Annotated in this window: 29 protein-coding genes; 1 reads left to right on the top strand and 28 read right to left on the bottom strand. The window is 65.4% G+C overall.

Annotation, left to right across the window (positions count from 1 at the left end; translation table 11 throughout):
- Together ACIRA7_RS05800 and ACIRA7_RS05795 are read right to left on the bottom strand one after the other, a co-directional pair.
- Positions 1-421 (bottom strand): NADH-quinone oxidoreductase subunit B (locus tag ACIRA7_RS05800; RefSeq protein ID WP_396219893.1); only part of this gene is annotated, 421 nt, incomplete at its 3' end.
- Positions 412-816 carry an NADH-quinone oxidoreductase subunit A gene (locus tag ACIRA7_RS05795; RefSeq protein WP_396219892.1) on the bottom strand — a complete coding sequence of 135 codons (405 nt, stop codon included), beginning with the start codon at positions 814-816 and terminating at the stop codon, positions 412-414. The genes ACIRA7_RS05800 and ACIRA7_RS05795, both read right to left, overlap by 10 nt.
- Before the next feature lie 275 nt (positions 817-1,091).
- Here ACIRA7_RS05795 and dcd point away from each other — a divergent pair, with 275 nt between their 5' ends.
- Complete coding sequence (gene dcd / locus ACIRA7_RS05790) at positions 1,092-1,646, top strand: dCTP deaminase (RefSeq protein ID WP_396219891.1); 555 nt, start codon at positions 1,092-1,094, stop codon at positions 1,644-1,646.
- Positions 1,647-1,667: 21 nt separating this feature from the next.
- On the opposite strand, the gene ACIRA7_RS05785 is transcribed toward dcd, so the two are convergent.
- The 26 genes from ACIRA7_RS05785 to ACIRA7_RS05660 all read right to left on the bottom strand — a co-directional run bounded on the left by ACIRA7_RS05785 (position 1,668) and on the right by ACIRA7_RS05660 (position 24,661).
- Positions 1,668-2,318, bottom strand: a complete 651-nt coding sequence (locus ACIRA7_RS05785) for a hypothetical protein (protein ID WP_396219890.1) — start codon at positions 2,316-2,318, stop codon at positions 1,668-1,670.
- Positions 2,315-3,169: a c-type cytochrome gene (locus ACIRA7_RS05780; RefSeq protein ID WP_396219889.1), complete on the bottom strand. Its 855-nt coding sequence runs from the start codon at positions 3,167-3,169 to the stop codon at positions 2,315-2,317. The genes ACIRA7_RS05785 and ACIRA7_RS05780 overlap by 4 nt, the downstream gene beginning before the upstream one ends.
- 81 nt (positions 3,170-3,250) lie before the next feature.
- Positions 3,251-4,021, bottom strand: a complete 771-nt coding sequence (locus ACIRA7_RS05775; RefSeq protein ID WP_396219888.1) for a succinate dehydrogenase/fumarate reductase iron-sulfur subunit — start codon at positions 4,019-4,021, stop codon at positions 3,251-3,253.
- Positions 4,021-5,934: a fumarate reductase/succinate dehydrogenase flavoprotein subunit gene (locus tag ACIRA7_RS05770; protein WP_396219887.1), complete on the bottom strand. Its 1,914-nt coding sequence runs from the start codon at positions 5,932-5,934 to the stop codon at positions 4,021-4,023. The genes ACIRA7_RS05775 and ACIRA7_RS05770 overlap by 1 nt, the downstream gene beginning before the upstream one ends.
- A 1-nt stretch (position 5,935) precedes the next feature.
- Positions 5,936-6,658 carry a succinate dehydrogenase cytochrome b subunit gene (locus tag ACIRA7_RS05765; protein WP_396219886.1) on the bottom strand — a complete coding sequence of 241 codons (723 nt, stop codon included), beginning with the start codon at positions 6,656-6,658 and terminating at the stop codon, positions 5,936-5,938.
- A 62-nt stretch (positions 6,659-6,720) separates the two neighbouring features.
- Entirely contained in the window at positions 6,721-7,650 is a 930-nt protein-coding gene (gene mdh / locus ACIRA7_RS05760; protein ID WP_396219885.1) for a malate dehydrogenase, read from the bottom strand.
- A 205-nt stretch (positions 7,651-7,855) separates the two neighbouring features.
- On the bottom strand, positions 7,856-8,878 hold the full coding sequence (gene moaA / locus ACIRA7_RS05755; RefSeq protein WP_396219884.1) for a GTP 3',8-cyclase MoaA: 1,023 nt from the start codon (positions 8,876-8,878) through the stop codon (positions 7,856-7,858).
- Positions 8,848-9,297 carry a molybdenum cofactor biosynthesis protein MoaE gene (locus ACIRA7_RS05750; protein WP_396219882.1) on the bottom strand — a complete coding sequence of 150 codons (450 nt, stop codon included), beginning with the start codon at positions 9,295-9,297 and terminating at the stop codon, positions 8,848-8,850. Before ACIRA7_RS05750 ends, moaA begins: the two co-directional genes overlap by 31 nt.
- A complete protein-coding gene (locus ACIRA7_RS05745; RefSeq protein WP_396219881.1) occupies positions 9,294-9,536 on the bottom strand; it encodes a MoaD/ThiS family protein in 243 nt (80 codons plus the stop codon). Before ACIRA7_RS05745 ends, ACIRA7_RS05750 begins: the two co-directional genes overlap by 4 nt.
- A gap of 120 nt (positions 9,537-9,656) precedes the next feature.
- Positions 9,657-10,067 (bottom strand): HU family DNA-binding protein, encoded by a 411-nt coding sequence (locus ACIRA7_RS05740; RefSeq protein ID WP_396219880.1) that lies wholly within the window; start codon positions 10,065-10,067, stop codon positions 9,657-9,659.
- A 55-nt stretch (positions 10,068-10,122) separates the two neighbouring features.
- Entirely contained in the window at positions 10,123-11,235 is a 1,113-nt protein-coding gene (gene carA, locus ACIRA7_RS05735) for a glutamine-hydrolyzing carbamoyl-phosphate synthase small subunit (protein WP_396219878.1), read from the bottom strand.
- 7 nt (positions 11,236-11,242) lie between these two features.
- Positions 11,243-11,623, bottom strand: a complete 381-nt coding sequence (gene secG / locus ACIRA7_RS05730; protein WP_396219876.1) for a preprotein translocase subunit SecG — start codon at positions 11,621-11,623, stop codon at positions 11,243-11,245.
- 136 nt (positions 11,624-11,759) lie between these two features.
- On the bottom strand, positions 11,760-12,515 hold the full coding sequence (tpiA, locus tag ACIRA7_RS05725; protein WP_396219875.1) for a triose-phosphate isomerase: 756 nt from the start codon (positions 12,513-12,515) through the stop codon (positions 11,760-11,762).
- Positions 12,516-12,564: 49 nt separating this feature from the next.
- Positions 12,565-13,761, bottom strand: a complete 1,197-nt coding sequence (locus ACIRA7_RS05720; protein WP_396219874.1) for a phosphoglycerate kinase — start codon at positions 13,759-13,761, stop codon at positions 12,565-12,567.
- A 144-nt stretch (positions 13,762-13,905) separates the two neighbouring features.
- On the bottom strand, positions 13,906-14,916 hold the full coding sequence (gene gap / locus ACIRA7_RS05715) for a type I glyceraldehyde-3-phosphate dehydrogenase (RefSeq protein ID WP_396219873.1): 1,011 nt from the start codon (positions 14,914-14,916) through the stop codon (positions 13,906-13,908).
- A gap of 5 nt (positions 14,917-14,921) precedes the next feature.
- Complete coding sequence (locus tag ACIRA7_RS05710; RefSeq protein WP_396219872.1) at positions 14,922-15,467, bottom strand: ComF family protein; 546 nt, start codon at positions 15,465-15,467, stop codon at positions 14,922-14,924.
- A 356-nt stretch (positions 15,468-15,823) separates the two neighbouring features.
- Positions 15,824-16,738, bottom strand: coding sequence for a shikimate dehydrogenase family protein (locus tag ACIRA7_RS05705; RefSeq protein WP_396219871.1), 915 nt, complete (start codon positions 16,736-16,738; stop codon positions 15,824-15,826).
- A 13-nt stretch (positions 16,739-16,751) separates the two neighbouring features.
- Complete coding sequence (locus tag ACIRA7_RS05700) at positions 16,752-17,216, bottom strand: low molecular weight protein arginine phosphatase (protein ID WP_396219870.1); 465 nt, start codon at positions 17,214-17,216, stop codon at positions 16,752-16,754.
- Between the two features lie 25 nt (positions 17,217-17,241).
- On the bottom strand, positions 17,242-17,919 hold the full coding sequence (locus tag ACIRA7_RS05695; protein ID WP_396219869.1) for an L-threonylcarbamoyladenylate synthase: 678 nt from the start codon (positions 17,917-17,919) through the stop codon (positions 17,242-17,244).
- Positions 17,920-17,925: 6 nt separating this feature from the next.
- Entirely contained in the window at positions 17,926-18,702 is a 777-nt protein-coding gene (gene ispD, locus ACIRA7_RS05690; RefSeq protein WP_396219868.1) for a 2-C-methyl-D-erythritol 4-phosphate cytidylyltransferase, read from the bottom strand.
- Positions 18,699-20,096, bottom strand: coding sequence for a DNA repair protein RadA (radA, locus tag ACIRA7_RS05685; RefSeq protein ID WP_396219867.1), 1,398 nt, complete (start codon positions 20,094-20,096; stop codon positions 18,699-18,701). Before radA ends, ispD begins: the two co-directional genes overlap by 4 nt.
- 10 nt (positions 20,097-20,106) lie before the next feature.
- Entirely contained in the window at positions 20,107-21,603 is a 1,497-nt protein-coding gene (dnaB, locus tag ACIRA7_RS05680; RefSeq protein WP_396219866.1) for a replicative DNA helicase, read from the bottom strand.
- Positions 21,600-22,730, bottom strand: coding sequence for a uracil-DNA glycosylase family protein (locus ACIRA7_RS05675; RefSeq protein WP_396219865.1), 1,131 nt, complete (start codon positions 22,728-22,730; stop codon positions 21,600-21,602). The genes dnaB and ACIRA7_RS05675 overlap by 4 nt, the downstream gene beginning before the upstream one ends.
- A gap of 201 nt (positions 22,731-22,931) precedes the next feature.
- Positions 22,932-23,138, bottom strand: a complete 207-nt coding sequence (locus ACIRA7_RS05670; protein ID WP_396219864.1) for a DNA-directed RNA polymerase subunit omega — start codon at positions 23,136-23,138, stop codon at positions 22,932-22,934.
- 3 nt (positions 23,139-23,141) lie between these two features.
- The gene (gene gmk, locus ACIRA7_RS05665) at positions 23,142-23,789 is read right to left on the bottom strand and encodes a guanylate kinase (protein ID WP_396219863.1); all 648 of its coding nucleotides are present in this window, start codon (positions 23,787-23,789) and stop codon (positions 23,142-23,144) included.
- Positions 23,786-24,661 carry a YicC/YloC family endoribonuclease gene (locus tag ACIRA7_RS05660; RefSeq protein WP_396219862.1) on the bottom strand — a complete coding sequence of 292 codons (876 nt, stop codon included), beginning with the start codon at positions 24,659-24,661 and terminating at the stop codon, positions 23,786-23,788. The genes gmk and ACIRA7_RS05660 overlap by 4 nt, the downstream gene beginning before the upstream one ends.
- Positions 24,662-24,704 lie beyond the last annotated feature (43 nt).

Here is a 24,704-nt window from a genome sequence, read left to right as displayed (position 1 = left end):
GCACGTATACGTCCACTGGAATGATCGTGTCGATGCCCTGCACCACGGCATAATTATCGAACATGCCCCCAGTGGACGCACACGCGCCCATCGAGATCACCCACTTGGGCTGCGGCATCTGCTGATAGATGCGACGGATCACCGGCGCGAGCTTGAGCGGCACGCGCCCCGCGCAGAGCAGGACGTCCGCCTGTCGCGGCGAATAGCTGAGTCGTTCCATGCCGAATCGCGCGAGGTCGAAGCGACTCGCGGCGGTCGCCATGAATTCGATGGCGCAACAGGCAGTACCGAAGGGCATCGGCCAGAGTGAACCGGCGCGCGCCCAGTTGACGAGGAAGTCGAGGCGGGTCGTGATCCAGCCGTCCTGCGCGCCGGGATCGACCTGTACGAGGCGGTTATCCGCGGGCGAGATCAATCCCACGTGAGCGCTCCCTTCTTCCAGACATAGACGAAGCCGACGACGAGAATGGCCGCGAACACGAGCATCTCACCGAGGCCGAAGAACGACAGCTGCCCGACCGGGCACGCATCGGCGATCATCGGGACCTTGCAGGAGAGCTGCCGATAGTAGACGCCCCACGGAATCATGAACACCGTTTCGATGTCGAACACGATGAACAGCATGGCCACGAGGTAGAACTTGACGGAAAAGCGTTCGCGCGCGTCACCGAGCGGACTCATGCCCGACTCGTACGGCTGCGATTTCACCATCGTGGGTTGTGGCCGCACCGTGAGATGCGCGATGCCAAGAATCAGCACCGCGTTGATAATCACGAAGCCCAACAGGAGCAGAACCGGGAGATAATTTCGTAGCATCGCAGGTGCGAACGGATGGCAGCGCCAAAGCGCGCCCTATGCTCGTGAAAGAATTCACAATGCAGCAGGGTGAAGCTACCCGAGGGACCGCCTGCGCTCAACTGCACGTCCATCCCGGACTTGGAGGAAGTAACCGGCCAAGCGAGTTTGGCCAGCCTCGACACGCGTCCGACATTTTCCTCGGCGGTTTTGACTATGTTTCCCGCCGATCGTGCAGCTACGGAATGGACCGGTTGGTCCAATCCGGCACGGGTTACCCTCTTCCCTTCTGCCTCATGGGGCTCTGCTCTGACCGCTGGATCACGCAAATGGCGCGTGAGCACGGCATGATCGAACCGTTCGAGGATCGTCAGGTCCGCGAAGGCGTCATCTCCTACGGCGTCAGCTCCTATGGCTACGACATGCGCGTCGCCCGGGAGTTCAAGATCTTCACGAACGTGCTCAGTTCGATCGTCGACCCCAAGGCGTTCGACCCGAAGAGCTTCGTGGAGTTCGAGGGCGACGTCTGCATCGTGCCGCCGAACTCTTTCGCACTGGCGCGCAGCGTCGAGTACTTCCGTATCCCGCGCAACGTGCTCACGCTCACCGTGGGCAAGAGCACATACGCCCGGTGCGGCATTATCACGAACGTCACGCCGTTTGAGCCCGAGTGGGAAGGCTACGTGACCCTCGAGATCTCGAATACGACCCCGCTCCCGGCCAAGATCTACGCCAACGAGGGCATCGCGCAGGTGGTCTTCTTCACGGGGGACGAGCCGCCCGAGGTGTCGTACGGGGACAAGAAGGGCAAGTATCAGGGACAGCACGGCGTCACGCTGCCGCGCATCTAGCCTGGCCGGGCGGCGGCTGACTCAGCCGCCGCCGTAGACGTACCGGCACCCCCGGTCCTGCGCCTGCTGCAGCGTCACGATCATCGCCGGCACCACTTCGACGCCGGGGAGCAGATTGGCCCTGGCCTCGTCCGAGAACGCCGTGCGCAGTGCTGCATCGCCCCGCTGCGCCTCGGGGAGGAATCGCTGGCCAGCGGCGCGGATGGAATTGTTGCAGGCCAGAATAATCACGCCACGCGAGACGAGTTGTGCCACCAGCGCGGCGTTCGCGTTCCGCGAGCCCGGCATCTGGAGCGTCTCGCCGATCGGGTACTTCCCCCAGACGGCGTCGTTGAACAGCAGGCCGATGGCTCGGCCGTTCAAGCCGACCACCACGCTACTGTCGGCATCGGTCAGTCCGTAGGCACTCTTCTGCGTGTCGAGGAAGGTTTGTGCCCACCGCAGGGCGATGCCATCACTCGCCAAATGCGAATGAAAGACGACCCGGCTCTTTCCCGAGAGCCGCGACATCCAGGGATCGTCGGCGGCGAGAGGGTACGAGGGGCGGGGGGACACCGGCTCCCCGAGGGCGCCCGCGGCGCGCGGGGCGGCGAATCCCAGCGCGGCGCTTGCGGTCATCAGGCGTGAGAGAAACGTGCGACGACCGGAGGTCGATGAGGTGTCGTGCGTCATGGCTGAGCTCCGCGGCGTGACAGGAGTGAATCTGGTGCGACCAGACGCGGCAGCAACGGGCGTGCCGGCGGCAAAGGCTTTCCCGCCGCGGCTGCGGCCGTGGTGGGGTATGCGACGTCGATCGGTGGATCGCCCTTGGGCCAGTCGCGCTCCTTGCCGGGATGATCCTGGCGCGGTTGCGTGAGCACGAACGCCGCGATATCGGCGGCCTCCTGCGCCGTGAGGGTATCGGCGTGATCGAATGGCATGTTGTGCCAAACGAAGGTAGCCAACGTGTACTGCCGCGCCATGCCGGCCCCGATAGCGTAGCTCTCGCTGCCCCAGACGGCGGGCGCCGCCAGCGCCGGGAGCCCCGCCCCGTTCGCGCCGTGACAGCGGGCGCATTGCCCGGCATATCCGACTTCGCCGTGTGCGACATCGCCGAGCAGCTTGACGGAATCCACCGGCGCGGGACGTGCCGACGCCCGCAGCGTTTCCATGTAGGCGAGCATGTCGCGCATCTCCTGACCGTCCTCCGGCAGCATGCGACCCGCCAGACTCCGCGCGATACACTCGTTGATCCGGCGGGCCAGCGTCTCTTCATAGCCGGGCCGCGCGCGATAGCGGGGATAGCGCGCCGCGGTTCCGAGCCATGACATGGCCGTCGGCCGGGTGCCGTTGTCGAGGTGGCAGCTCACACAGCGCAGTGCATTGCCGCTATGTTCGGGCAACGAGTCTCGGAACGCCGTCATGAGCGCCAGACCACGATCCGCGTTCGCCACGGTGGGCGCCGGCGCGCGCTCGGTGCAGCCTACGATGAGCAGGACGCCCACGAGCAGGTTGACGAAACGGGAGAGTCGGAAGGCAGGCATACCCCAACATACGACAAAAAACGGGGGCGCGTTGCCGAAGCAACACGCCCCCGTCTTGGGCTGCACACCGAGCCCGGCCGTTTAGCCGCCCGTCGCCGCCCTCGGCTCCTGCCGCTTGGCGCTCGCGACGAGGTAGTCGCGATTCATCTTCTTAATCACATCGATGCTGATCTCCTTCGGGCACGCTTCCTGGCACTCACCCACCAGCGTGCAGTGTCCGAAGCCCTCGATGTCCATCTGCTCGACCATCGCCAGCGCGCGCGTGTCACGTTCCGGCTGTCCCTGTGGCAACAAGCCGAGGTGCGTGATCTTGGCTCCGGTAAAGAGCGAGGCCGAGGCATTCGGACACGCCGCGACACAGGCCCCGCAGCCGATGCAGGCCGCGGCGTCCATCGCCTCTTCGACGATGTCCTTGCCGATCAGGATCGAGTTGGCGTCGCGCGCACCGCCGGTGTTGACCGACACGTACCCGCCCGCCTGGATGATGCGGTCGAGTGACCCGCGATTCACCACCAGATCCTTCACGATCGGGAATCCCGCCGCACGCCACGGTTCGACGGTGATGATGTCGCCGTCCTTGAACGCACGCATGTGCAGCTGGCAGGTCGCCGCCCCGGCCCACGGGCCGTGCGCCTGCCCGTTGATCATCATCGAGCACGAGCCGCAGATCCCCTCGCGGCAGTCGTGGGCGAAGGCCACGGGGATCTTCCCTTCCATCGTCAGCTGCTCGTTGAGCAGGTCGAACATCTCGAGGAACGACATGTCCGCGCTGACACCATCGAGCGTGTACGTCTCGAGCTTGCCCGGAGCCTGCGAGGCCGGCTGACGCCAGACGTTCAGAGTGAGCTTCATTACTTGTAGCTCCGGGTGGAGAGGTGCACGTTCTCGTACACCAATGGTTCCTTGTTGAGAATCGGCGCCTTGCCCTCGCCCGCGAACTCCCACGCAGCGACGTAGGCAAAGTCATCGTCGTTGCGCTTCGCTTCGCCGGCGTCCTGATATTCCACACGGAAGTGACCGCCGCACGACTCTTCGCGCGCAAGCGCATCGCGGCACATCAGCTCACCGAGTTCGATGAAGTCCGCCACGCGTCCCGCGTTCTCGAGCGCCTGATTCAGATTGTCGCCGCTTCCCGGCACGTTCACATTGCTCCAGAACTCGCCCTTGAGCGCCGCAATCAGGTCCAGCGCCTCGGTGAGTCCTTCCTTCGTGCGCGCCATGCCGCAGTACTCCCACATGATCTTGCCGAGCTCCTTGTGGAAGGAGTCGACGGTGCGCTTGCCTTTGATATCAAGGAAGCGCTTGGTCTGCGCGCGCACCGACTCCTCCGCCGCCTTGAATTCGGCATGAGTGTTGTCGACCTTCGAGAGCTTCGTGCTGGCGATGTAATCACCGATGGTGTACGGCAACACGAAGTACCCATCAGCCAATCCCTGCATGAGCGCGGATGCGCCGAGCCGGTTCGCCCCGTGGTCGGAGAAGTTCGCCTCGCCAGCGACATGCAGGCCGGGGATGGTGCTCATGAGATTGTAGTCCACCCACAGGCCGCCCATCGTGTAGTGCACGGCCGGGTAGATACGCATCGGCCGCTCGTACGGATTCTCATCCGTGATACGCTGATACATGTCGAACAGATTGCCGTAGCGTTCCGCGATCGTATCCTTGCCGAGGCGCTTGATGGCATCGGCGAAATCGAGATAGACGCCCAGTCCGCCGGGGCCGACACCGCGACCGTCATCACACGCCTCCTTGGCGGCACGCGACGAGATATCTCGCGGCGCGAGATTGCCGAAGCTCGGATACTTCCGCTCGAGGAAGTAGTCGCGCTCCGCTTCGGGAATGGCGGCCGGTGCGCGATTGTCTCCGCGCGTGATCGGCACCCACACGCGTCCGTCGTTGCGAAGCGATTCCGACATCAGCGTGAGCTTCGACTGGTGGTCGCCGCTGACGGGAATGCACGTGGGATGGATCTGGGTGTAGCACGGGTTGGCGAATGCCGCGCCCTTCTTGTATGCGCGCCACGTGGCCGTGGTGTTCGACAGCATGGCGTTCGTGCTGAGGTAGAACACGTTACCGTAACCGCCCGTCGCTAGTACGACCGCATCAGCCGCGTGCGACGTGATCTTGCCGGTGAGCAGGTTGCGCGTGACGATGCCGCGCGCGTGCCCATCAACGACCACCACGTCGAGCATCTCTTCGAACGTGTGCATCTGCACGCCCTTGAGTGCGATCTGACGTTCGAGGGCCGAGTACGCGCCGAGCAGCAGCTGCTGACCGGTTTGTCCTCGAGCGTAGAAGGTGCGCGAGACCTGCGCGCCGCCGAACGACCGGTTGGCCAGCAGACCACCGTACTCACGGGCGAACGGCACACCCTGCGCCACGCACTGATCGATGATGTTGACCGACAGCTGCGCCAGTCGATACACATTCGCTTCACGAGCGCGGAAGTCGCCACCCTTGATCGTGTCGTAGAACAGACGGCGAATGGAATCGCCGTCGTTCTGATAGTTCTTGGCGGCGTTGATACCACCCTGCGCGGCAATCGAGTGCGCGCGACGCGGCGTGTCGTGGTACACGAAGCACGACACCTGGTACCCCATCTCCGACATGCTGGCCGCAGCCGACGCCCCGGCGAGGCCGGCGCCGACGACGATCACATTGTGCCGGCGCTTGTTGGCCGGGTTCACCAGCTTCATCGAGAAACGGTGCTGGTCCCACTTCTGCTCGAGCGGGCCGCTCGGGATCTTCGGATTCAGGTCGAGCATGTCAGTGAGTCTCCGCAGCGGGCATGGCCAGCGCAGTGGCCGCCGACGATTCGGCAAGCGGTGGTGCCGGCGCAAACTTGCCGAGCACAGCGGCGATCGGGATGATCATGAAACCGGCGGCAACGATGATCGCAACGGCCAGCGCCACGCGACGCTTGAGCGGCTGCGCCGACGGTCGGGCGACGCCGAGCGTGCGCACGACGGCCCAGGTGCCATGGTACAAATGCAGACCGAGCGCCCCCATCGCCAGCACATAGAACGCCGCGATCAGCGGATTCGAGAGCAGGATGCGTACGTTGTTGTACGGATCGAGATGCGTGAAGTCCGGGTGGATCGCGCCGATCGTGAGCTGCAGCAGGTGCGTCACGATGAAGACCAAAATCAACACGCCGCCCCACCGGATGGTCCGCGCGGCGAACGTGGTAACCTGCGGGCGACGCTCGGCGTACCCGTCCGGGCGCGCCGCGCGCGAACGCATCGTCAGCTGATACGCCGCGACCGCGTGCAGCACCACGGCTGCGATAAGGCCGATGCGGACCGACCAGAGTAACGGCATGCTGGTCCGCAAGAGTTGCGCATAGTGCGACATGGCCTCCTGCCCCTTGAACATGAGCAGATTGCCGGACATGTGGCCGATGACGAACAGGATCCCGATGATCCCGGTCACCGCCATCACGATCTTCTTGCCGATCGTGCTTTGCCAGAAACGCGAGAGTACGTACATAGGCGGGGTGAGAAGAAGAAACCGGCGCGCTCACCGTAGTGAACACGCCGGTCCCGTCAGAATCAGAGGGCGATCACGGACATCGGCTCGCGCACGGCCTGTGCGGAGCGTTCGAGCGCGGCGCGCTCGTCGTCGGTGAGGTCGATTTCGAGGATCTTCTCGAGACCGTTGCGACCGAGCTTGCAGGGCACGCCGAGGAACAGCCCCGACATGCCGTACTCGCCGTCGAGCCACGCGGCACACGGCAGGATGCGCTTGCGATCATGCACGATCGCTTCGACCATCTCCACCGCACCCGCCGACGGCGCGTAGTACGCCGAGCCCGTCTTGAGGTACTTCACGATCTCGGCGCCGCCGTCACGCGCGCGCTGCACGATGGCGTCGAGCTGCTCCCGCGGCATCAACTGCGTGACCGGGATACCACTGATCGTGGTGTAGGAGATGAGCGGCACCATCGTGTCGCCGTGTCCACCAAGGACCATTGCCTGAATGTCGCGCACCGAGACGTCGAGCGCTTCAGCGATGAACGACCGGTACCGCGCCGTGTCGAGCACGCCGGCCATGCCGATCACGCGCTCACGCGGGAAGCCCGTCACCTGCTTCGCGACGTAGCACATCACGTCGAGCGGGTTCGAGACCACGATCACGATCGCATTCGGCGACGTGGCCTTGATCTGCTCCGACACCGATTTCACGATGCCGGCGTTGGTGTTCAGGAGATCGTCGCGCGACATGCCCGGCTTGCGGGCGATCCCGGCGGTGATAACGACGATGTCCGAGCCGGCCGTTTCATCATAGCCGTTGGTACCGATGACGCGCGTGTCGAAACCCTCCACGGGCGCCGACTCCCATTGGTCGAGCCCCTTGCCCTGCGGGATGCCGTCGACGACGTCGACCATCACCACCGTGCGTCCAAGCGACTTCTCGGCGATGCGCTGCGCCGTCGTGGCGCCGACATTGCCCGCGCCAACGACCGTGATCTTATTGACCATGTTTTGCCGGTTCTCCGATCGGGTGTCCGAGCGACGTTGATGACGTTGATACTGATGCAGCTCAGCGATGTGCGAGCTAAACGGCACGTAGACGGTTAGTTCGACCATCGCCGCGACGATGAGCGCCGCGTCCGCAACATAGAACGCTGCACCGACGCGAGCAACACGAGGCGGCACGTCGGGGCAACTGGCGGCCGTGGCCGGGTCAGCCGCCGACCTGACTCAGCGCCCGCAGACCGCCGACGCGCATCTGCAGCAGCTCGTGCGCCTTGGGTTTCTCGGCAAGTGCCTGAAGAAACAAGGGGGCGAGCGGTGTGCCGTTCCGAATTGCGTCACGCAGCATCACCTCGTGGTCGCCGAACAGACAGGTGCGCAATCGCCCATCAGCCGTGAGCCGTACCCGGTTGCACCGCTCACAGTACGTATGGGTCATCGGGGTGATGACCCCGACCGTTCCGGCGGCACCCGGATACCGGTAGTAGACCGCCGGACCGTTCCCGCGCGCTGGGCCGGCGTCGGGCTCCAGCGCGTCGAGCGCGCGAATGCGCCCCAGTACCTCATCCGTGGGGACGACATGGTCAAAGGTCAGCTCGCGCAGTTCACCCACGGGCATGAGCTCGATGAACCGAACATGCCAGGGATTGTCCCGGGTGAGCGCGGCAAAGTCGGCGATCTCGTCGTCGTTGATCCCGCGCATGACGACGACATTGATCTTGATAGGGCCAAGGCCGGCGGCCTGCGCCGCCCGTGCCGAGGCCAGCAGATCGAAGTGCAGATCCCGTCGCGCGATCTGCACCACCCGATCCGGGCGCAGTGAGTCGGCACTGATATTGACGCGATCGAGACCAGCCTCAGCCAGCTCAGCCGCCATGGCCGGTAGCTTCACGCCGTTGGTGGAGAGCGCGATATCCTCGATGCCGGGGATCTCGCGCAACATGCGCACAAGGCTGCCAAGTTGTGGACGGATCGTGGGTTCGCCTCCGGTAATGCGAAGGCGCCGCAGCCCCATCGGGGCCAACTGACGGACGACGTCGGCAATCTCCTCGTAGCGCAGAATCTCCGCTTTCGGCAGCCACGGGAGCCCCTCGAGCGGCATGCAATACTGGCAGCGGAAGTTGCACCGATCGGTGACCGAGATGCGGAGGTACTCAATCTTCCGCCCGAACTGATCGAGCGATTCGCCGAGGATGGGCGCGGTCACGACCGCCCCCTGGTCGGATCGATCCATTCACGATCTCCGCTCAGGTAATGCTCACGCTTCCAAATGGGCACCCGCTGCTTGAGCGATTCGATGACGTCGCGCGCTGCGTCCATCGCCTGCGCGCGGTGAGCGTGGGCTGCGACAATCGCCACGCTCGCCTCGCCGATGTCGAGGGTGCCGACACGGTGTTCCACGACGAGGCGGAGTCCGTTCACGCGCCCGCAGGTCTCCTCCGCAATCGTCCGTAGTTCGGACTCAGCCATGGGCGCGTAGGCCTCGTATTCCATGCCACTGACCGGTCGCCCGTCGTTGAGATCGCGCACGGTACCCAGAAACAACGAGACGGCGCCGATACCGGGCCCCTGCGCGCGTGCCAGCAGCGCCGAGACATCGATCGGCGCCGTCACGATGGCCACATGCAACACGCCGCTCTCGGGCACGGTCATCCTCCCGCCACCGGAGGAATGAGCGCGACTTCATCGCCGAGCTGAAGCGACGCGTCCTCGCGGACCCACGTCCGATTCACGGCCACGAGCGGCACCACCGGCAAACGGTCGCCGCCGGGCATCGTCCGGATGACCCGCACGAGCTCAGCCACCTGACAGGGAACATCGAGCGGCACCTCGAGGCGGCGGGTGCCAAAGGCGTCGGCGTACGACGCGAACAGCAGGACAGGAATGCTCATATCGTCAACAACATAGCCTAAGTCACAGCGTTCGGTTCCCCAAGCACCCAAAGCCGAACGCCCCGCTCACGTGAGGCGTGGCGGGGCGTTGCATCAGGCGACGCTCGAGGGACGCGCGAATCACGCCTCGTTCATCTCATCGCCCTCTTCATCCTCGATCATGCTCTCGTCCACACCGGCAACCATGGCGCGCAACTCCTTGCTCGGCTTGAAGACCGGGACCGGACGCGCGGATACCTCGACCGGCGATCCGGTGCGCGGATTCCGCGCCATACGCGTCTTGCGCTGCCGAATCTTGAACGTGCCGAAGCCACGCACTTCAATGTTCTTCTGTTCTTGCAGCGCTTCTTTGATCGCGTCAAGAAAGGCGTCAACCACGCGCGCACAATCCTTCTTCGAGATGGTCGGCCCGGCCGTCAGCGCAATGCGCGCCGTGACGTTCTCAACCAGATCGGCTTTCGTCATGGACTCTACCAAAGGGTCGACGTGCCGTCCCGGTTTCGGGGGTGTCCGGCACGTATCGATGATCAAGTGAAGGAAGCGAACGTATGACCTTAGTGCTTGTCAGTCAAGCGTTTGTACCACTTCACCGACGATGGTTTCTGAGGGCAGCGAGAAACTGATCGAACAGGGGAACCGCATCATGCGGCCCCGGCGCCGCCTCGGGGTGGTACTGCACCGCAAAGATCGGCAATGTGCGATGGCGGAGCCCTTCCACCGTACCGTCGTTGAGGTTGACGTGGGTAATCGCCAGTTCCGGCGCCCCCTCAACTCCCTCGACCGATCCCACGACAGCAAAGCCGTGGTTTTGCGATGTGATGAGGACTTTGCCGGTGGCGAGATCCTTGACTGGCTGGTTTCCCCCGCGGTGTCCGAACGGCATCTTCTCGGTGCGCGCGCCAAACGACAACCCGATCAACTGGTGCCCGAGACAAATCCCGAACATCGGCATGTTCGTCGCCGCGATCTCACGGATAGCTGCCGGTGCATAGGTCACGGCATCCGGATCTCCGGGACCGTTGGACAGAAACACCCCGTCCGGCTCCATCGCGAGCACGTGCTTGGCTGGCGTGTCCGACGGCACCACGGTGACCCGGCAATCGTGCGCCTCGAAGAGTCGCAGAATGTTCCGCTTGATCCCGTAATCGTAGGCCACCACATGATACGTGGCGTCCGGCTTGCCCCAGGCATAGGACTCACGGGTGGACACGACGCTTGCCAGGTCGAGGCCTTCCATGCTCGGGCAGCCTTCGAGCACCGCGAGGGCCTCCCGGGTGGGCGTCTCCCCTAGCCCGATGACGCCACGCATGACCCCAACGGCTCGGAGATGCTTGGTGAGGCGTCGCGTGTCGACTTCGGTGAGAACCGGGACCTGATATGCTTCCAGCCACTCCCGCAGGCCGCCGGTGGCGCGCCAGTTCGAGTAGGTGGGCGAGAGCTCACGAACCACGACACCGGCAACCTGCGGCTTTGATGACTCGGGATCTTCGGTGTTCACCCCGTAATTGCCGATTTGCGGCGCCGTGAGGACGACGGTTTGGCCCCGATACGAGGGGTCGGTGAAGACCTCCTGGTATCCGGTCATGTTGGTCGTAAAGACGATTTCCGCTACGGTCGGCGCGGTCGGGCCGACGAGTCGGCCGAGAAAAAGGGTTCCGTCCTCGAGGAGGAGGAACCCTTTGGGAGGCAACGTGCTCACGCGTCGATTATGGCTGCTTGGCGGGTGCCGTCGGCGGGGCCGGCGCGGCGGGCTGCTGCGTTAGCGGCGCGGCGGGGGCGGCTCCACCAGCGGGCGCGGACGATGGCGTTGTGGGCGTGGCCAGCTTGTCGAGCACCGACTTCGGTGCCGATCCCCGCGACGACATCATCTGCAGGACGAACGCAAGGCCGAGGAACACGCCGCCACACCACCAGCTCGCCTTCGTGAGCAGGTTGCCCGCCTGACGCGTACCGATCACGGAGTCAGACGACGAGCTGGCTCCCCCAAAGCTTGCCGCCAATCCACCGCCCTTACCGGACTGAAGGAGCACGGCGATCGCCAGAACGATCGCGTCGAGGATGAGCAGAGTGAGCAGAAACGTGTACATGTCACGAAGCCGGAATCGAGTGCGTGCAGAGGGCGCGAACGCCGCGCCAGCCTTCTAACATGGCTGAGGGGATGTGCGGAGGCAAGTCCTTCCCCACCCAACAGTTGCGACGGATTGGGCGGGGGCTGGGCGAGACTCAGCTGCGGACGATGCTCGCCCAGCTATCGGCGTCGAGCGACGCCCCGCCCACGAGGAGCCCATCGACGTCTGGCGCGGCAAGGAGCGTGGCGGCGTTCCCGCGATTGACCGAGCCACCGTACAGGATGGGCACACCCGCCGCCGCCCGCTCGCCCAATCGGCTGGCGAGGGCCGTGCGGAGCACGCTATGAATCGCGCTCGCATCTTCTGGGGTCGCCGTCCGCCCCGTCCCGATCGCCCAGACCGGCTCGTACGCCAACATGATCCCCGCCGCCTGCGCGTCGTCGAGTTCGGCCAGGCCAGCGGACAGCTGTCGCTCGACGACCGTCGCCGTGGTCCCCGCCTCGCGCTCGTCCAGGGTTTCGCCCACGCACAGCATCGGGACCAGCCGAGCCTGGCAGATCAGCGCCATCTTCTTGGTGGTCATGGCGTCCGTCTCGCCAAACACATGGCGACGTTCGGAGTGCCCGACCAGCACGACGCGTGCCCCAACGTCACGCGCCATGAGGACGGAATTCTCTCCCGTGAACGCCCCCTGCGCCTCCGCGTGCACGTTCTGCACGCCCACCCAGATATCGGGACGCTCGCGCAGGCCTTCCACCACCGTCGTTACCGTAATCGCTGACGGAAAGAAGACCAGCGTGCGGTCGTTCATCTTCGGCGCCTGCGCGAGGAAGCGGCTGAGAAACGCTTTCGCGTCGGTGGGGCTGTGATTGAGCTTCCAGTTGGCGGCGATAACGGGCTTGTGATGCATGAGCGGTCGATGACCTGTGAAGTGGAGAGTACGGGACGCGGATCGCTGATCAGCGGAGGTCAAGCGCGGAGACGCCCGGCAGGTTCTTCCCCTCGAGGAACTCAAGGGAGGCGCCGCCGCCCGTGGAGACGTGCGACATTTCCGATTCCAGTCCGGCCACGGCCACCGCTGCCGCCGAGTCGCCGCCGCCGATGATCGTCGTGGCTCCGCGACCGGTGGCCACCGCCATCGCCCGTGCCACGGCCAGCGTGCCCACGTCGAAGGGCGGCTTTTCGAAAACGCCCATCGGTCCGTTCCACAGCACCGTGCGGGCGGATTCGATCAGGGCCCGATACTGCTCCACACTGGCAGGTCCCACATCAAACATCGCCTCGCCGGTGGGAATCGACTCGCGACCGACGACGCGCGCCGAGCTCCCAGCGTCCATCGACGACGCGATCACGGCGTCAAGCGGCAGGACGAGTTTGTCCCCGGCTCGCGCCAGCAGCGCTTTCGCCATGTCGAGCCGATCGGGCTCCACGAGCGAGGTCCCGGTTTCGAATCCCATCGCGCGGAAGAACGTGCACGCCATCGCCCCGCCGATGAGCAGGTGATCGACCTTGGGCAGGAGGGCCTCCACCACGTCGATCTTTCCGGAAATCTTGGACCCACCGAGAATGGCCACGAACGGTCGCTCCGGTGCGGCGAGTGCGCCGCCCAGATACGAGAGTTCTTTTTCCATGAGCAATCCGGCGACCGCCGGTCGGCAGTACTTCGCCACGCCGGCGGTGCTGGCATGCGCGCGATGCGCCGCGCCGAACGCATCGTTGACATACACATCGCCCAACAGCGCGAGCTGCCGCGCGAGCGCGTCCTCATTCTTCTCTTCGCCAGCGAGGAAGCGCGTATTCTCGAGCAAGAGCACCTCTCCGTTGGGCAGCGCCTGCGTGGCCGCCACGGCAGCCGCGCCGACGGTCTCGCCCAGGAAGTGCACGGGGCGCGGGAGCAACTGCTTCAGTCGCTCGGCGACGGGCGCCAACGAGTACTTGGCTTCAGGCGCGCCTTTGGGACGGCCGAAGTGCGCCAGCAGGATGACCTTCGCGCCTCGCTCGAGCAGCATCGTGATCGTCGGTAGCGCGGCGGTGATGCGCGTGTCATCGCTCACCGCCCCGGTTGCGTCGAGCGGGACATTGAAATCAACGCGAACGAGCGCGCGTTGACCGATGAGGTCAGCGTCGGAGAGATCGCGAATGGTGCGAGTCGTCATGGCGTGAGTTACGACGGGAGATTCGACGGAAAGGAAGTCGTCCGAGCACGGTCCCGCGACGCACGAGCCCCGGCACGCAGGTACCGGGGCTCGTGAGCAGACACGTGAATAGGCCGACCGAACGAAAACGGGTGTGCGGTACGCCTACAGTCGGGCGCCGACAAAACGCAGCAGGTCGACGCAGCGGGACGAATAGCCCCACTCGTTGTCGTACCAGCCCGAAATCTTCACGAGCGTGCCATCGATCACGATCGTGCTGAGCGCATCGAGCGTGCACGAATGCGGATCGCCGACGTAGTCGATGGAAACCAGCGGCACCTCGCTGTAGCCGAGCACGCCCGCGAGCGAGGTCTCGGACGCCGCCTTGAACGCGGCGTTGACTTCGTCCTTCGTGACCTTGCGCTCGACCACGCAGGTGAGGTCGGTGAGGGAGACATCCGGCGTCGGCACGCGCACGGCAATCCCGTCGATCTTGCCCTTCACTTCGGGAATCACGAGCGACGTGGCCTTGGCCGCGCCGGTCGTGGTCGGGATCATCGACACCGCAGCCGCGCGGGCGCGACGCAGGTCCTTGTGGGGCAGGTCAAGGATGGACTGGTCGTTCGTATAGCTGTGGATCGTGACCATCGAGCCGTGCACGAAGCCGAAGTTGTCACGGATGATCTTGACCATCGGCACGAGACAATTGGTCGTGCACGAGGCGTTCGAGATGATGTGATGCGACGCCGGATCGTACTTGTCGCTATTCACGCCCATGACAATCGTGATGTCTTCATTCGTGGCCGGGGCCGAGATGATGACCTTCTTGGCGCCGGCGTCCATGTGCTTCTTCGCGTCGGCGGCGACGGTGAAGCGGCCGGTCGATTCGAGCACGATGTCCACGCCCATGTCGCCCCAGCCAAGCTTGGCCGGGTCGCGTTCGGCGAGAATACGGATACGATCGCCGTCGATCGTGATGCTCTCGGCATCATGACTGACCTCACCGTCGTACCGCCCGTGCACCGAATCGTAGGTGAATAGGTGCGCCAGCGTGGCGGTGTCGGTGAGGTCGTTGATGGCAACGAAGTCGAGGTCCGCGACGCCCTGCTGCTTGGCGGCGCGAAGCACCTGGCGGCCGATGCGGCCGAAGCCGTTGATGCCTACGCGAATAGCCATTCGTGTCAGTTCCGGATGAAGTCGTAGTTAGCCACGGCGCGGTCGCCCGGTTCAGGCGCCCGTCCGAATGTCACACAGGAGATGATGCGCGCGCCGCCGTCCGCAAGGGCTTGCGCGCACGCGTTGATGGTCGCCGCCGTGGTGATCACATCGTCCACCAGCACGACGTGCGCACCCCGGATCTGCGCGCGGGCAGAATCTGCCATCGCAAACGCACGGGAAACGTTGCTCGCCCTCTCCGATGGTGTCAACCGTACCTGCGACTTGGTATCGCGCTCTCGCATGAGCACGTTGGGCCAGACCGGCAAGCGCCATTCGCCGGCGAGGGCGCTGGCGAGTCGCTCCGCCTGATTGTAGCCGCGCTCGCGCCGTCGGGTGCTCGAGAGTGGAACGGGGACGAGAGCGGTCCGCTCGCGGACGACGTCGGCTGGCCAATCAAGGCGAGCCATGCGGCGGGCCATCGGCCGCGCAACAGCGTACCAGCCGTTGTACTTCAGCGCGTGCACCAGTGCGGTGCCGGTCCCGACATCCGTGCGACACACGGACCGCACGGCACGGATCGTCGGCGCGAGCCGACTACACCACCGGCACGGAGGGATCTCCTCCAACGGCACGGTCCCCATCGAGAGCAGCGTCGACGGCGACAGTCTCGGGTGGCCACATCGCGCACACTGCGGACATCCCAGAGGGACGATCCGCGCGAGGCACAGTTGGCACACGATGCCGTCGGCATCGGCCCGGTGCAGCCCACGACAGATGGCGCACGCTGAGGGCAAGAGCAGGTCGACCATCCCGCGTACGGTCGCCCACGCCAGCCGCCTCGCGGTGCTCGATCGACTCACGTCAACGGCCGCCAGTTGAGCCGCGATCTGTCCGGATCCCGCTCGCGGAGACGCCTGGGACGCCGTCACTCGTCGTCGTACGTGGTGGGCACTGCGTTGAGCGCCTGCCACATCGCCGCCCGCGGAGCCGGAATATCGAACCACGTCTCGAACGCGGACGCCCCCTGCTCCACCAGCATCCGAAGGCCGTCCTCGGCGCGCAGTCCGGCCTGACGGCAGGCGGCCACCCAAGGGGTGAGGCCTGGGCGATAGACCAGATCGAACACCGCGCATCGCTCGGGCAACGCGGCCACCGCCACGGGAACCGCGTCATCACGCAGACCGACCGGCGAGGCATTGATCACGAGTGCCGCGTCGCCGACCGCGTGATTCACCGCGTCGATCGGGACGATGCGTGCCGGAATCGACAGTCGAGCCGAGAGTGCCTTCGCTCGCTCCTGACTCCGCGCGACGATCGTGATGTGGGCGTATCCCAGCGACTGCAGGGCGACCAGCGTCGCGGCCGCCGATCCTCCCGCCCCGAGGAGCACGACACGGGAGTCGCTCGCGTTGGTACGCTCGCGGACGCCCAACGCCTGAATCGTGGCCGATGCGCCATCCACGTCGGTATTGTGCCCTACGAGTACCCCCTGCTCGGTCCAAAACGTGTTCACGGCGCCGACCCGACTCGCAACTTCGGTACACCGTCCGATCAGAGCGGCGGCGGCTTCCTTGTGCGGGATGGTGATATTGCCGCCGCCGCCCTCGGCCGCGAGCCGTGCCAACGTGCCGACCAACTGGTCAGGAGCGACATCTGTTGGGTCATACGACGTGGACAGCCCCGCGGAGCGCAGGGCGGCACGCTGAAACACCGGCGACAAGGAGTGTGTCACCGGATGCCCAAGGATGACCAGACGCGATGGACGCTGTGCCGCCCGCACCGGTCGTGGCAGCGCGTGCGCCACCCGAGGCTCGGCCGGCGGCTCCATCGGATGCGTCATGACGAGCGACTACTCAGCGGGCGCGACGCGAACGATCGGCGACGATTCGGTCGAGGACCGCGCCGACCGCCTCCTCGAGTTCCACGAACGTGGCGCGATACACGTCGAGGTCGCCGCCGAACGGATCACTGACCGGACGCGGCGTCCCACTCGCGTAATCGGTCAGCAGCCACGACCGACCCGTCCCTCCCAGCGCCTCGGCGCGATCGAGATGGTGCGGTCCCATGGTGAGGAGCACCTGCGCTTGGCTCACCAGCTCCTGCGCCAGCGGGCGCGCCCTGTGATCGCCGAGATCGATGCCGTGCTCCAGCGCGACCAGCAGCGCGCCGTCGGACGCCGGCGCATCGGCCCAGGCACTCGTGCCAGCACTTCCGACCGTAATGTCGTGGATGGCGCGGTCGGCAATCATGCGACGCGCGATCGCCTCCGCGAGCGGACTGCGACAGGTATTTCCGGTACAGACGAAGAGCAAATGCATACGGAGTGCGTCCCCCGGCGTATTCTTAGGTATCGCCGACGAGATCCGGCACGCACTCGCGCAACTGGATCGCCGTCAACACACCCGGACGGATCACGCGGGCGCGGCGTCCGGTACAGTCCACCACCGTCGACGAGCGCGAGGACGGGAGTCGCCCGCCGTCCAGCACGTACAGCAGCCCGCGATGAATGGCATCAGGCCACTGTCGGACAATCTCGGCGGCCGTCATCGCCGGCGGAACCCCGGGTCGGTTAGCACTCGTGCTCGTGATTGGTTCGCCATACGCGGCGAGAAGCCGCTGCAGCCCGGGGTGCGGGGTCCAGCGAACCGCCACGCCGCCTTCCGGTCCGCGAAGCCGCGGCGACACGCGCTGATCACCGCCGCGGAGTACCAAGGTGAGCGGACCTGGCCAGAAGCGCGCGGCCAGCGTCGCGGCATAGGTGGGCAAGTGCAGATCGAGTCGCCCGATCTGTGCTGGGTCGTTGATCAGCAGGAGAAACGGCTTGCCGGGCGGACGCCCTTTCATCTGCACCAGGGCTTCGACCGATTCATGATCGACGGCGGTGCCGAACCCGTAGACCGTTTCCGTGGGATACGCGAGGACGCGCCGTGCGACGAGATGGGCAATCGCATCACGCAATGCCGCCTCGACCTCAACGGGAGACCAGAACGGCACGGTGCGCGCGTCGCGATGCACTGACACCGGCTCTTACTCCGGCAGCAGGCTGAGGGCGTCGGCGCGAGCGAAATCGACATCCTCGGTGATCTTCATGCCCCGTTCACTGCCCCGCACGACCACCACCGGCAACCCCAATCGTTCGCACAACCCGGCGTCATCCGTTGCCCCAATGCCATCACGCCGTGCTGCGATGTGCGCCTGCTCGAGCATCGTGCGCGGAAAGGCCTGCGGTGTCTGCGCACGCCAGAGATTCGTCCGATCGACGGTGCGCACGATGCGGCCGTCGCCATCGACTTCCTTCAAGGTGTCGACGACCGGCAACGCCGCGACGGCGCCATGTCCCTGTCGCGCCTCTGCAATCACGCGGTCGATGGTGGCGTCGGTGACGAGCGGACGCGCCGCATCGTGCACGACGGCAATCGCTACCGCTTCCGGCAAGTCCTCGAGCCCGTTGACCACGCTCTCATGCCGTTCACGCCCACCCACGGACACCAGTAGCCGATCGACATCACACTGGAACAGCCAAGGTGGCGGATCGGCCGCGTACGCCTTCGGCAGGACGACCACGACGATCGCGACATCGGGGCGCGCCATGAAGGCCTGCACGCTGTGGAGCAGTGCCGGTTTTCCGGCGACCCAGCGAAACTGCTTGAGCTCGGCGCTGCCCGTTCGCGAGCCGGATCCGCCGGCGACGATCACGACGCCAACATCACGCACCACGCCCTCGGTCGTGTGCGCGTCGTCGCCGCGCGCGGAGACGACGGGCGGCGGAATGATGCGGCGAGGTGCGGCGGGGACTTCACTCATGTGGCATCCTTTCCAACGGTTTTCTGGAGCACGTCACCCAGTGTACGCACGCCGATCAGGGTGATATCGCCAGATACCCGGCGCGGGATCGCACGATCGGACAAATAGGCGCGGGTCATTCCGAGCTTGGCGGCTTCGGCGAGCCGCCGCTCGACCTGCGACACTGGTCGCACTTCGCCGCCCAGCCCGACCTCACCGAGAAAGATCGCTTGTGCCGGGAGCGGCTTATCGACGACACTCGAGGCGATCGCCGCCACGATCGCCAGATCGACGCTCGGTTCCTGCACGCGCATTCCCCCGACGATGTTGCAGAACACATCCAATTGCGCGCACGAGAAGCCGCCACGCTTGTCGAGGACGGCCAATAGCAGCGCGAGCCGTCGCGCATCGATGCCATTGGCCACGCGCTGTGGTGTACCAAATCCCGCACGGGCAGCGAGCGCCTGCACTTCCACGAGTACCGGACGGGTGCCCTCCATCAGCGCACAGACGGCACTGCCGCTGGCCACATCACGACGATCGCCGAGGAATAGCGCTGACGGATTCTCGACGGGAACGAGCCCCGTGCCGACCATACGAAACACGCCGATTTCGTCGACTGATCCGAAACGGTTCTTCGTGGCGCGCAGCACACGATGATCGAGCGTGCCGTCGCCCTCGAAGTAGAGCACGGTATCAACGATGTGCTCGAGCGTCTTGGGGCCAGCAATGCCGCCCCCCTTCGTGACGTGACCGATCACGAACACGGCCGTCCCCGTGTCCTTCGCAAACCGCATGAGGCGCGCGGCGCACTCGCGCACCTGTCCGACGTTACCCGGTGCGCCCTCCAGCAACTCGGTGTGCACGGTCTGAATCGAGTCCACGATCAGCACGCTGACGCGCCGTCCGTCAGCGGTGGGCTGCGACGCCGTGGCCAGTATGGTTTCGAGCGAGGTCTCGGTCAGCAGCGCCACCGACGACGCATCCTCGGCCAACCGGTCGGCACGAAGTCGCACTTGCAGCGCGCTCTCCTCGCCGGACACGTACAGGGTGGCGAGTCCGGCCGTTTCGAGCCGAGCCGCCACCTGGAGTAGCAGGGTACTCTTGCCGATACCCGGCTCGCCGCCCACGAGCACCATGCTGCCGGGCACCAGCCCACCGCCGAGGACAAAGTCGAATTCGTTCAACTGCGTCGTCCACCGCGGCGTATCGGCCGCTGTGACGCGCCCCAGGGTGACCGTGGCGGCAGCGATGCCGGGCATACTGCGAGCCGCGGTACGCTTGCTGGTGGGCGCGCTCGCGACCAACTCTTCGCCGAGCGTGTTCCACGCGTCGCAACCTTCGCAGCGCCCCGCCCACTTGGGATACTCGGCACCGCACTCGGTGCATCGATAGACCGTTCGCGACTTGGTCATGACGATGGACTCAGAACGGCGTCCCGCCGAAATCGTCGGCACCCCTGACCAGCTTTGGTCCACCGAAGTCCGACGACGAACCGCCGAAATCAGTCGGCGCCTGTCGGGACGAGAAATTGTCGAAGCGTGTGTATTGCTTGTGGAAGTACAACCGCGCGCTGCCGATGGGGCCGTTCCTCTGCTTACCGATGATGATCTCGGCACGGCCTTCGAGATCCGGATCCTTCAGCCGGCCGTTCTCGTCGCGTTCGGCGTACACTTCCTGGCGAAAAATGAACATGATGACGTCGGCGTCCTGCTCGATGGCCCCCGACTCGCGAAGGTCGGAGAGTTGCGGACGTCCCTTGTCGTCACCCGTGCGCTGTTCCGGGGCACGGGACAGCTGAGAGAGTGCCACGACGGGCACGCCAAGTTCCTTCGCGAGTGCCTTGAGGCCGCGCGAAATCTGTGAGACCTCCTGCTGGCGGTTCTCGACGCCGGCCGGTCCCGTCATGAGTTGCAGGTAGTCGACGATGATGAGCCCGAGATCATGTTCGGACTTGAGCCGTCGCGCCTTGGCGCGCATGTCGAGCAACGTGATCCCGGGGGTGTCGTCGATGAAGATGGGTGCATGGCTCAGGATACCAGCCGCCTGCGCCAGACGTGGCATCGATTCGTCGAGCGCCCTACCGCCCTTACGCAGCGCCTGCGCATCGATGAGCGCCTCGGATGCCAGCATACGCTGTACCAGCGACTCCTTACTCATTTCGAGTGAGAAGAAGGCGACCGGCACCTTGGCCGTGATCGCCGCGTGCTGCGCGATGTTCAGCGTGAACGCGGTCTTACCCATGGAAGGACGCGCGGCCACGATCACGAGATCGGCGGGCTGGAACCCCGATGTCATGAAATCGAGTTCGTTGAATCCGCTTGGGACTCCGGTGATGGCGGCCTCGCGCTGCGCGAGCAGCTCGAGCTTCTCCATGGCGGGCCAGAGCAGCTCCTTGATGCGCGAAAAACCGGTGCGCTCCTTCGATTGCCCCAGCGAAAAGATGCGTGACTCGGCGGAGTCGAGCAGATCCGACGCAGCCGTACGCCCCTCGAATGCCTCCGAGACTATTTCGGTGGACACTTCGATGAGGCGTCTCAGTAACGCCCGTTCCTTCACGATCCGGGCGTGGTACTCCACGTTCGCCACCGTCGGCACCGCATCCAGCAGGAAGCCGAGGTACTCGCGACCGCCCGCGTGCTCGAGCTCTCCGCGACGTTCGAGCTCGTCAGCCAGCGTGAGCGGATCAATGACGCCGCCACGCTCCGTGATCGAAATCATGGCGCGGAAGAGACGACGGTGTCCCTCGCGATAGAACATCGTATCGTCGACGTGCTCGGCCGCGCGCATGACGGCGTCAGCGTCGAGCAACATGGCGCCCAGGACCGCCTGCTCGGCCTCCTCGGACCAGGGTGGCCGGCGCTCCTTGAACGGATCGCGTGCAGCCGGAAGCGCAGTGGTGGGAACGACGAGACTGGTCATGGTGCCGTGGTGTCCGCGCTGGCGGCACGCGATGCATCGAGAAGGCGACGGGCGAGTTTCACGTCTTCCCACGTCGGACGCTTCCACGCTTCGTTACGCAGCAACGCCGCCGGATGATACGTGACAATCAGCGGCACGCCGTGAAACCGGTGCACGCGACCACGCAGTGCACCGATGCCGGTGGTGGTGTGGAGCAGGGTCTGTGCGGCAATTCGGCCCAGCGCGAGGATGACCCTCGGGCGCACGAGTTCGATCTGGCGCAGCAGATACGGCTGACACGCGACGATTTCGTCCGGCAATGGGTCGCGATTCCCCGGCGGCCGATGCTTGAGCACGTTGCAGATGTACACGTCTTCGCGCGAGAGCTGGATCGCCCCGAGGATCTTGGTGAGCAACTCTCCAGCTTCACCGACGAAGGGACGTCCCTGTTCATCCTCGTTGACGCCGGGGGCTTCACCGACACACAGCAGTTCGGCCGTCGGATGCCCCTCCCCCGACACGTGATTTGTCGCCGACTTGTGCAGCGCACAGCGCCTACAACCGGCCACGTGGTCGGCAAGCTCGTTGAGCGTAGGTACTGCGGCGAGTTCCGGTGCGGCATCGATGACGCGCAAACGCCCCGCCTCGATCCCGAGCGGGAGTCCGAGCGCCGACAGCCACGCCGGCAGGTCCTGGACGGGCGTATCGACCGTGGCTGGAGCAACAGGGGCGGCAAGCGGCGTTTTGCCCAATGCCCCGACTCCGACGGTCGGCGACGACGTCGTAGCGACCGGCGGCGAGGGAGCATCGTTGGGGCGCGTCGCGCCCGCGTTGCGAAGCGCCTCACGCCAGTCGGTGGTGGCACCGGGAGCGAACCGCACGCCCGGCTCCGGCGGTGGTGCAACCGGGGTGACTGGCACGCTGTGTGGCTCGACGGGCAACGGCAGGTCTGCCGCCCGATCAGCCGCGGCCTGTCCTCTCGGCGTTGCAGCCGACGCTGCGGTGGCCGATGTTCGGTTGGGCGCGGCTGACTTCACGCCGACCATCTGCAAGACGTCTTCGACGGAGAGACCGTCAAGCACCAGCTCGGACTCCCCCAGCTCCCGGCGCTGCTCAAGGTACCTGCGGAGACGATCTTTAGCGTCCATGCGCTCTCCTCCCGCAGCGCGCGCGCGGGCGCGCCAGCCGCGCGGCCTGATGGCACGCGATGCCACCGATGACCTCGAGCAAGCAGCGCTGATGGTCGAAGGGACGCACAGGAGCAGGTGATGGCGCAGAGGGGGGGAGAAAAGGCGCCGCGCCGGGACGATCGTCACGGCGCGGCGCAGGGTCCAGCACGTGGCGGGAACTCAGGCCGGACGGCGGCGCGCTACGACCCGGTACTCGATCTCGCCGTGGGCGAGTTCTTCGAGGGCACGAGTAGTGAGCTTCTTCTCGTGTGCGGAACGATCGCGGGGAAACTCATTGAGCACGCGCGCAAACTTGGCGGCGATGAGCACGCTCAGATACTTGTTGGCCGCGTGCTTCGACACGTCGGACGGAGTAAAAACCTGCATGCGTCAGTCGTCCTTGCTGAAAACGTGGATTTCCTTTTCGAGCTGCGCAATGAGCGCCTCGACCTGCGCTTCGACCTCATGGACCCGGTCGTGTCGGAGTCCTTCCGCATCGATGATCGCACTGACCTGATCCACCGCGCGGTCGAGATCGTCGTTCACTACTACGTAGTGGTAGCGTCCCACTTCCCCCAACTCCGCACGAGCATTCCGGAGCCGTACCAGCAACCGCTCGCGACTCTCGCTCTTTCGCGCCGAGAGCCGAGACTTCAGCACCTCTCCCGACGGCGGCAACACAAAGATCAGGACGGTATCCGGAAATGCGACATGGAATTGCCGTGCACCCTGCACGTCGATGTCCATCAGCACGTGCTGGCCGCCATTCAGCACCCGCTGAATCTCGGCCCGCATCGTTCCATAGAAGTTGCCGTGCACCTCAGCCCACTCGGCGAACTCGCCCGCAATTCGCGCCGCAGTGAACGCCTCCAGGCTGAGAAATCGGTAGTCACGCCCGTCCACTTCACCGTCTCGAGGCGACCGCGTGGTACAACTAACAGAATAACCCACATCGGCCCGCCGCTCCAGCAGGCGGCGCGCAATCGTGGTTTTCCCGCCGCCCGATGGGGCGGACAGAATGACCGGAAAGGGACTCATTCGAGATTCTCGACCTGTTCCCGGATTCGCTCCAGCTCCTCCTTCACGCCGACGACGTCGTGAAGGATTGCGGCGTCGGCCGCCTTGCTCCCGGTGGTGTTGGCCTCCCGGAGCATTTCCTGGAGCAGAAATCCCAGGCGCTTCCCGACCGGCTCCCCGCCACTGTCCGCAAGAACACCCTGAAACGCGGTGATGTGCGACCGGAACCGATCGAGCTCCTCGCTCACATCCATGCGGTCGGCTAGGATGGCAATCTCCTGCGCTACACGGAGGTCGTCCACGACCAGACCGTCCGTGAGCTCCCGAACAGCCGCCCGGAGGCGATCTCGCTGGGCCAGCAGCCGCTCGGGTGCGCGAAGCGCGACCCGCTGCAGCGCGGCATCCACGATCTCCAAGCGCTCCCGAAGGACCGTCGCCAGTCGGGCGCCCTCGTCGCCGCGCGCACGTCCGAGGTGATCGAGGGCACGATCCACGATGACGAGCAGATCGGCCAGCGTGCCGGTCTCCTCCTCCTCCCGCGGCGCCGATAGGACGTCAGGCATCCGCAGAACGGTCGCCAGATCGATCCCCCCCGTCAGGCTGTGCCGATCATGCAAATCTCGCAGCTGAGCAACGACGGCGGCGAAGCGCTCGTCATCAATCGCGATGGCCTGCGTGGTAAGCCGCTCGGTCCGGACGCCGAGTGTCACGTGGCCGCGACTGACTTTGAGCCGCATCGCTTCACGCACGTCGGCTTCCCAGCGCGCATAGGCGCCCGGCAACTTGATGCTCGGCGAGAAAAACCGATGGTTGACCGTGCGCACTTCGACCAGCACCCGAGAGGTGCCGACGATGCCTTCCGCTTGGCCGAAGCCCGTCATTGAGCGAATCATGCGATCGGCAATGAAACGCAGCTGCCGGGGTGCGTCAACCGCA

The organism is Gemmatimonas sp., from assembly GCF_044376735.1.
Classification (GTDB): domain Bacteria; phylum Gemmatimonadota; class Gemmatimonadetes; order Gemmatimonadales; family Gemmatimonadaceae; genus Gemmatimonas.
Note: the sequence above shows the minus strand (reverse complement) of the source record. Positions and strands in the feature narration are given on the sequence as shown.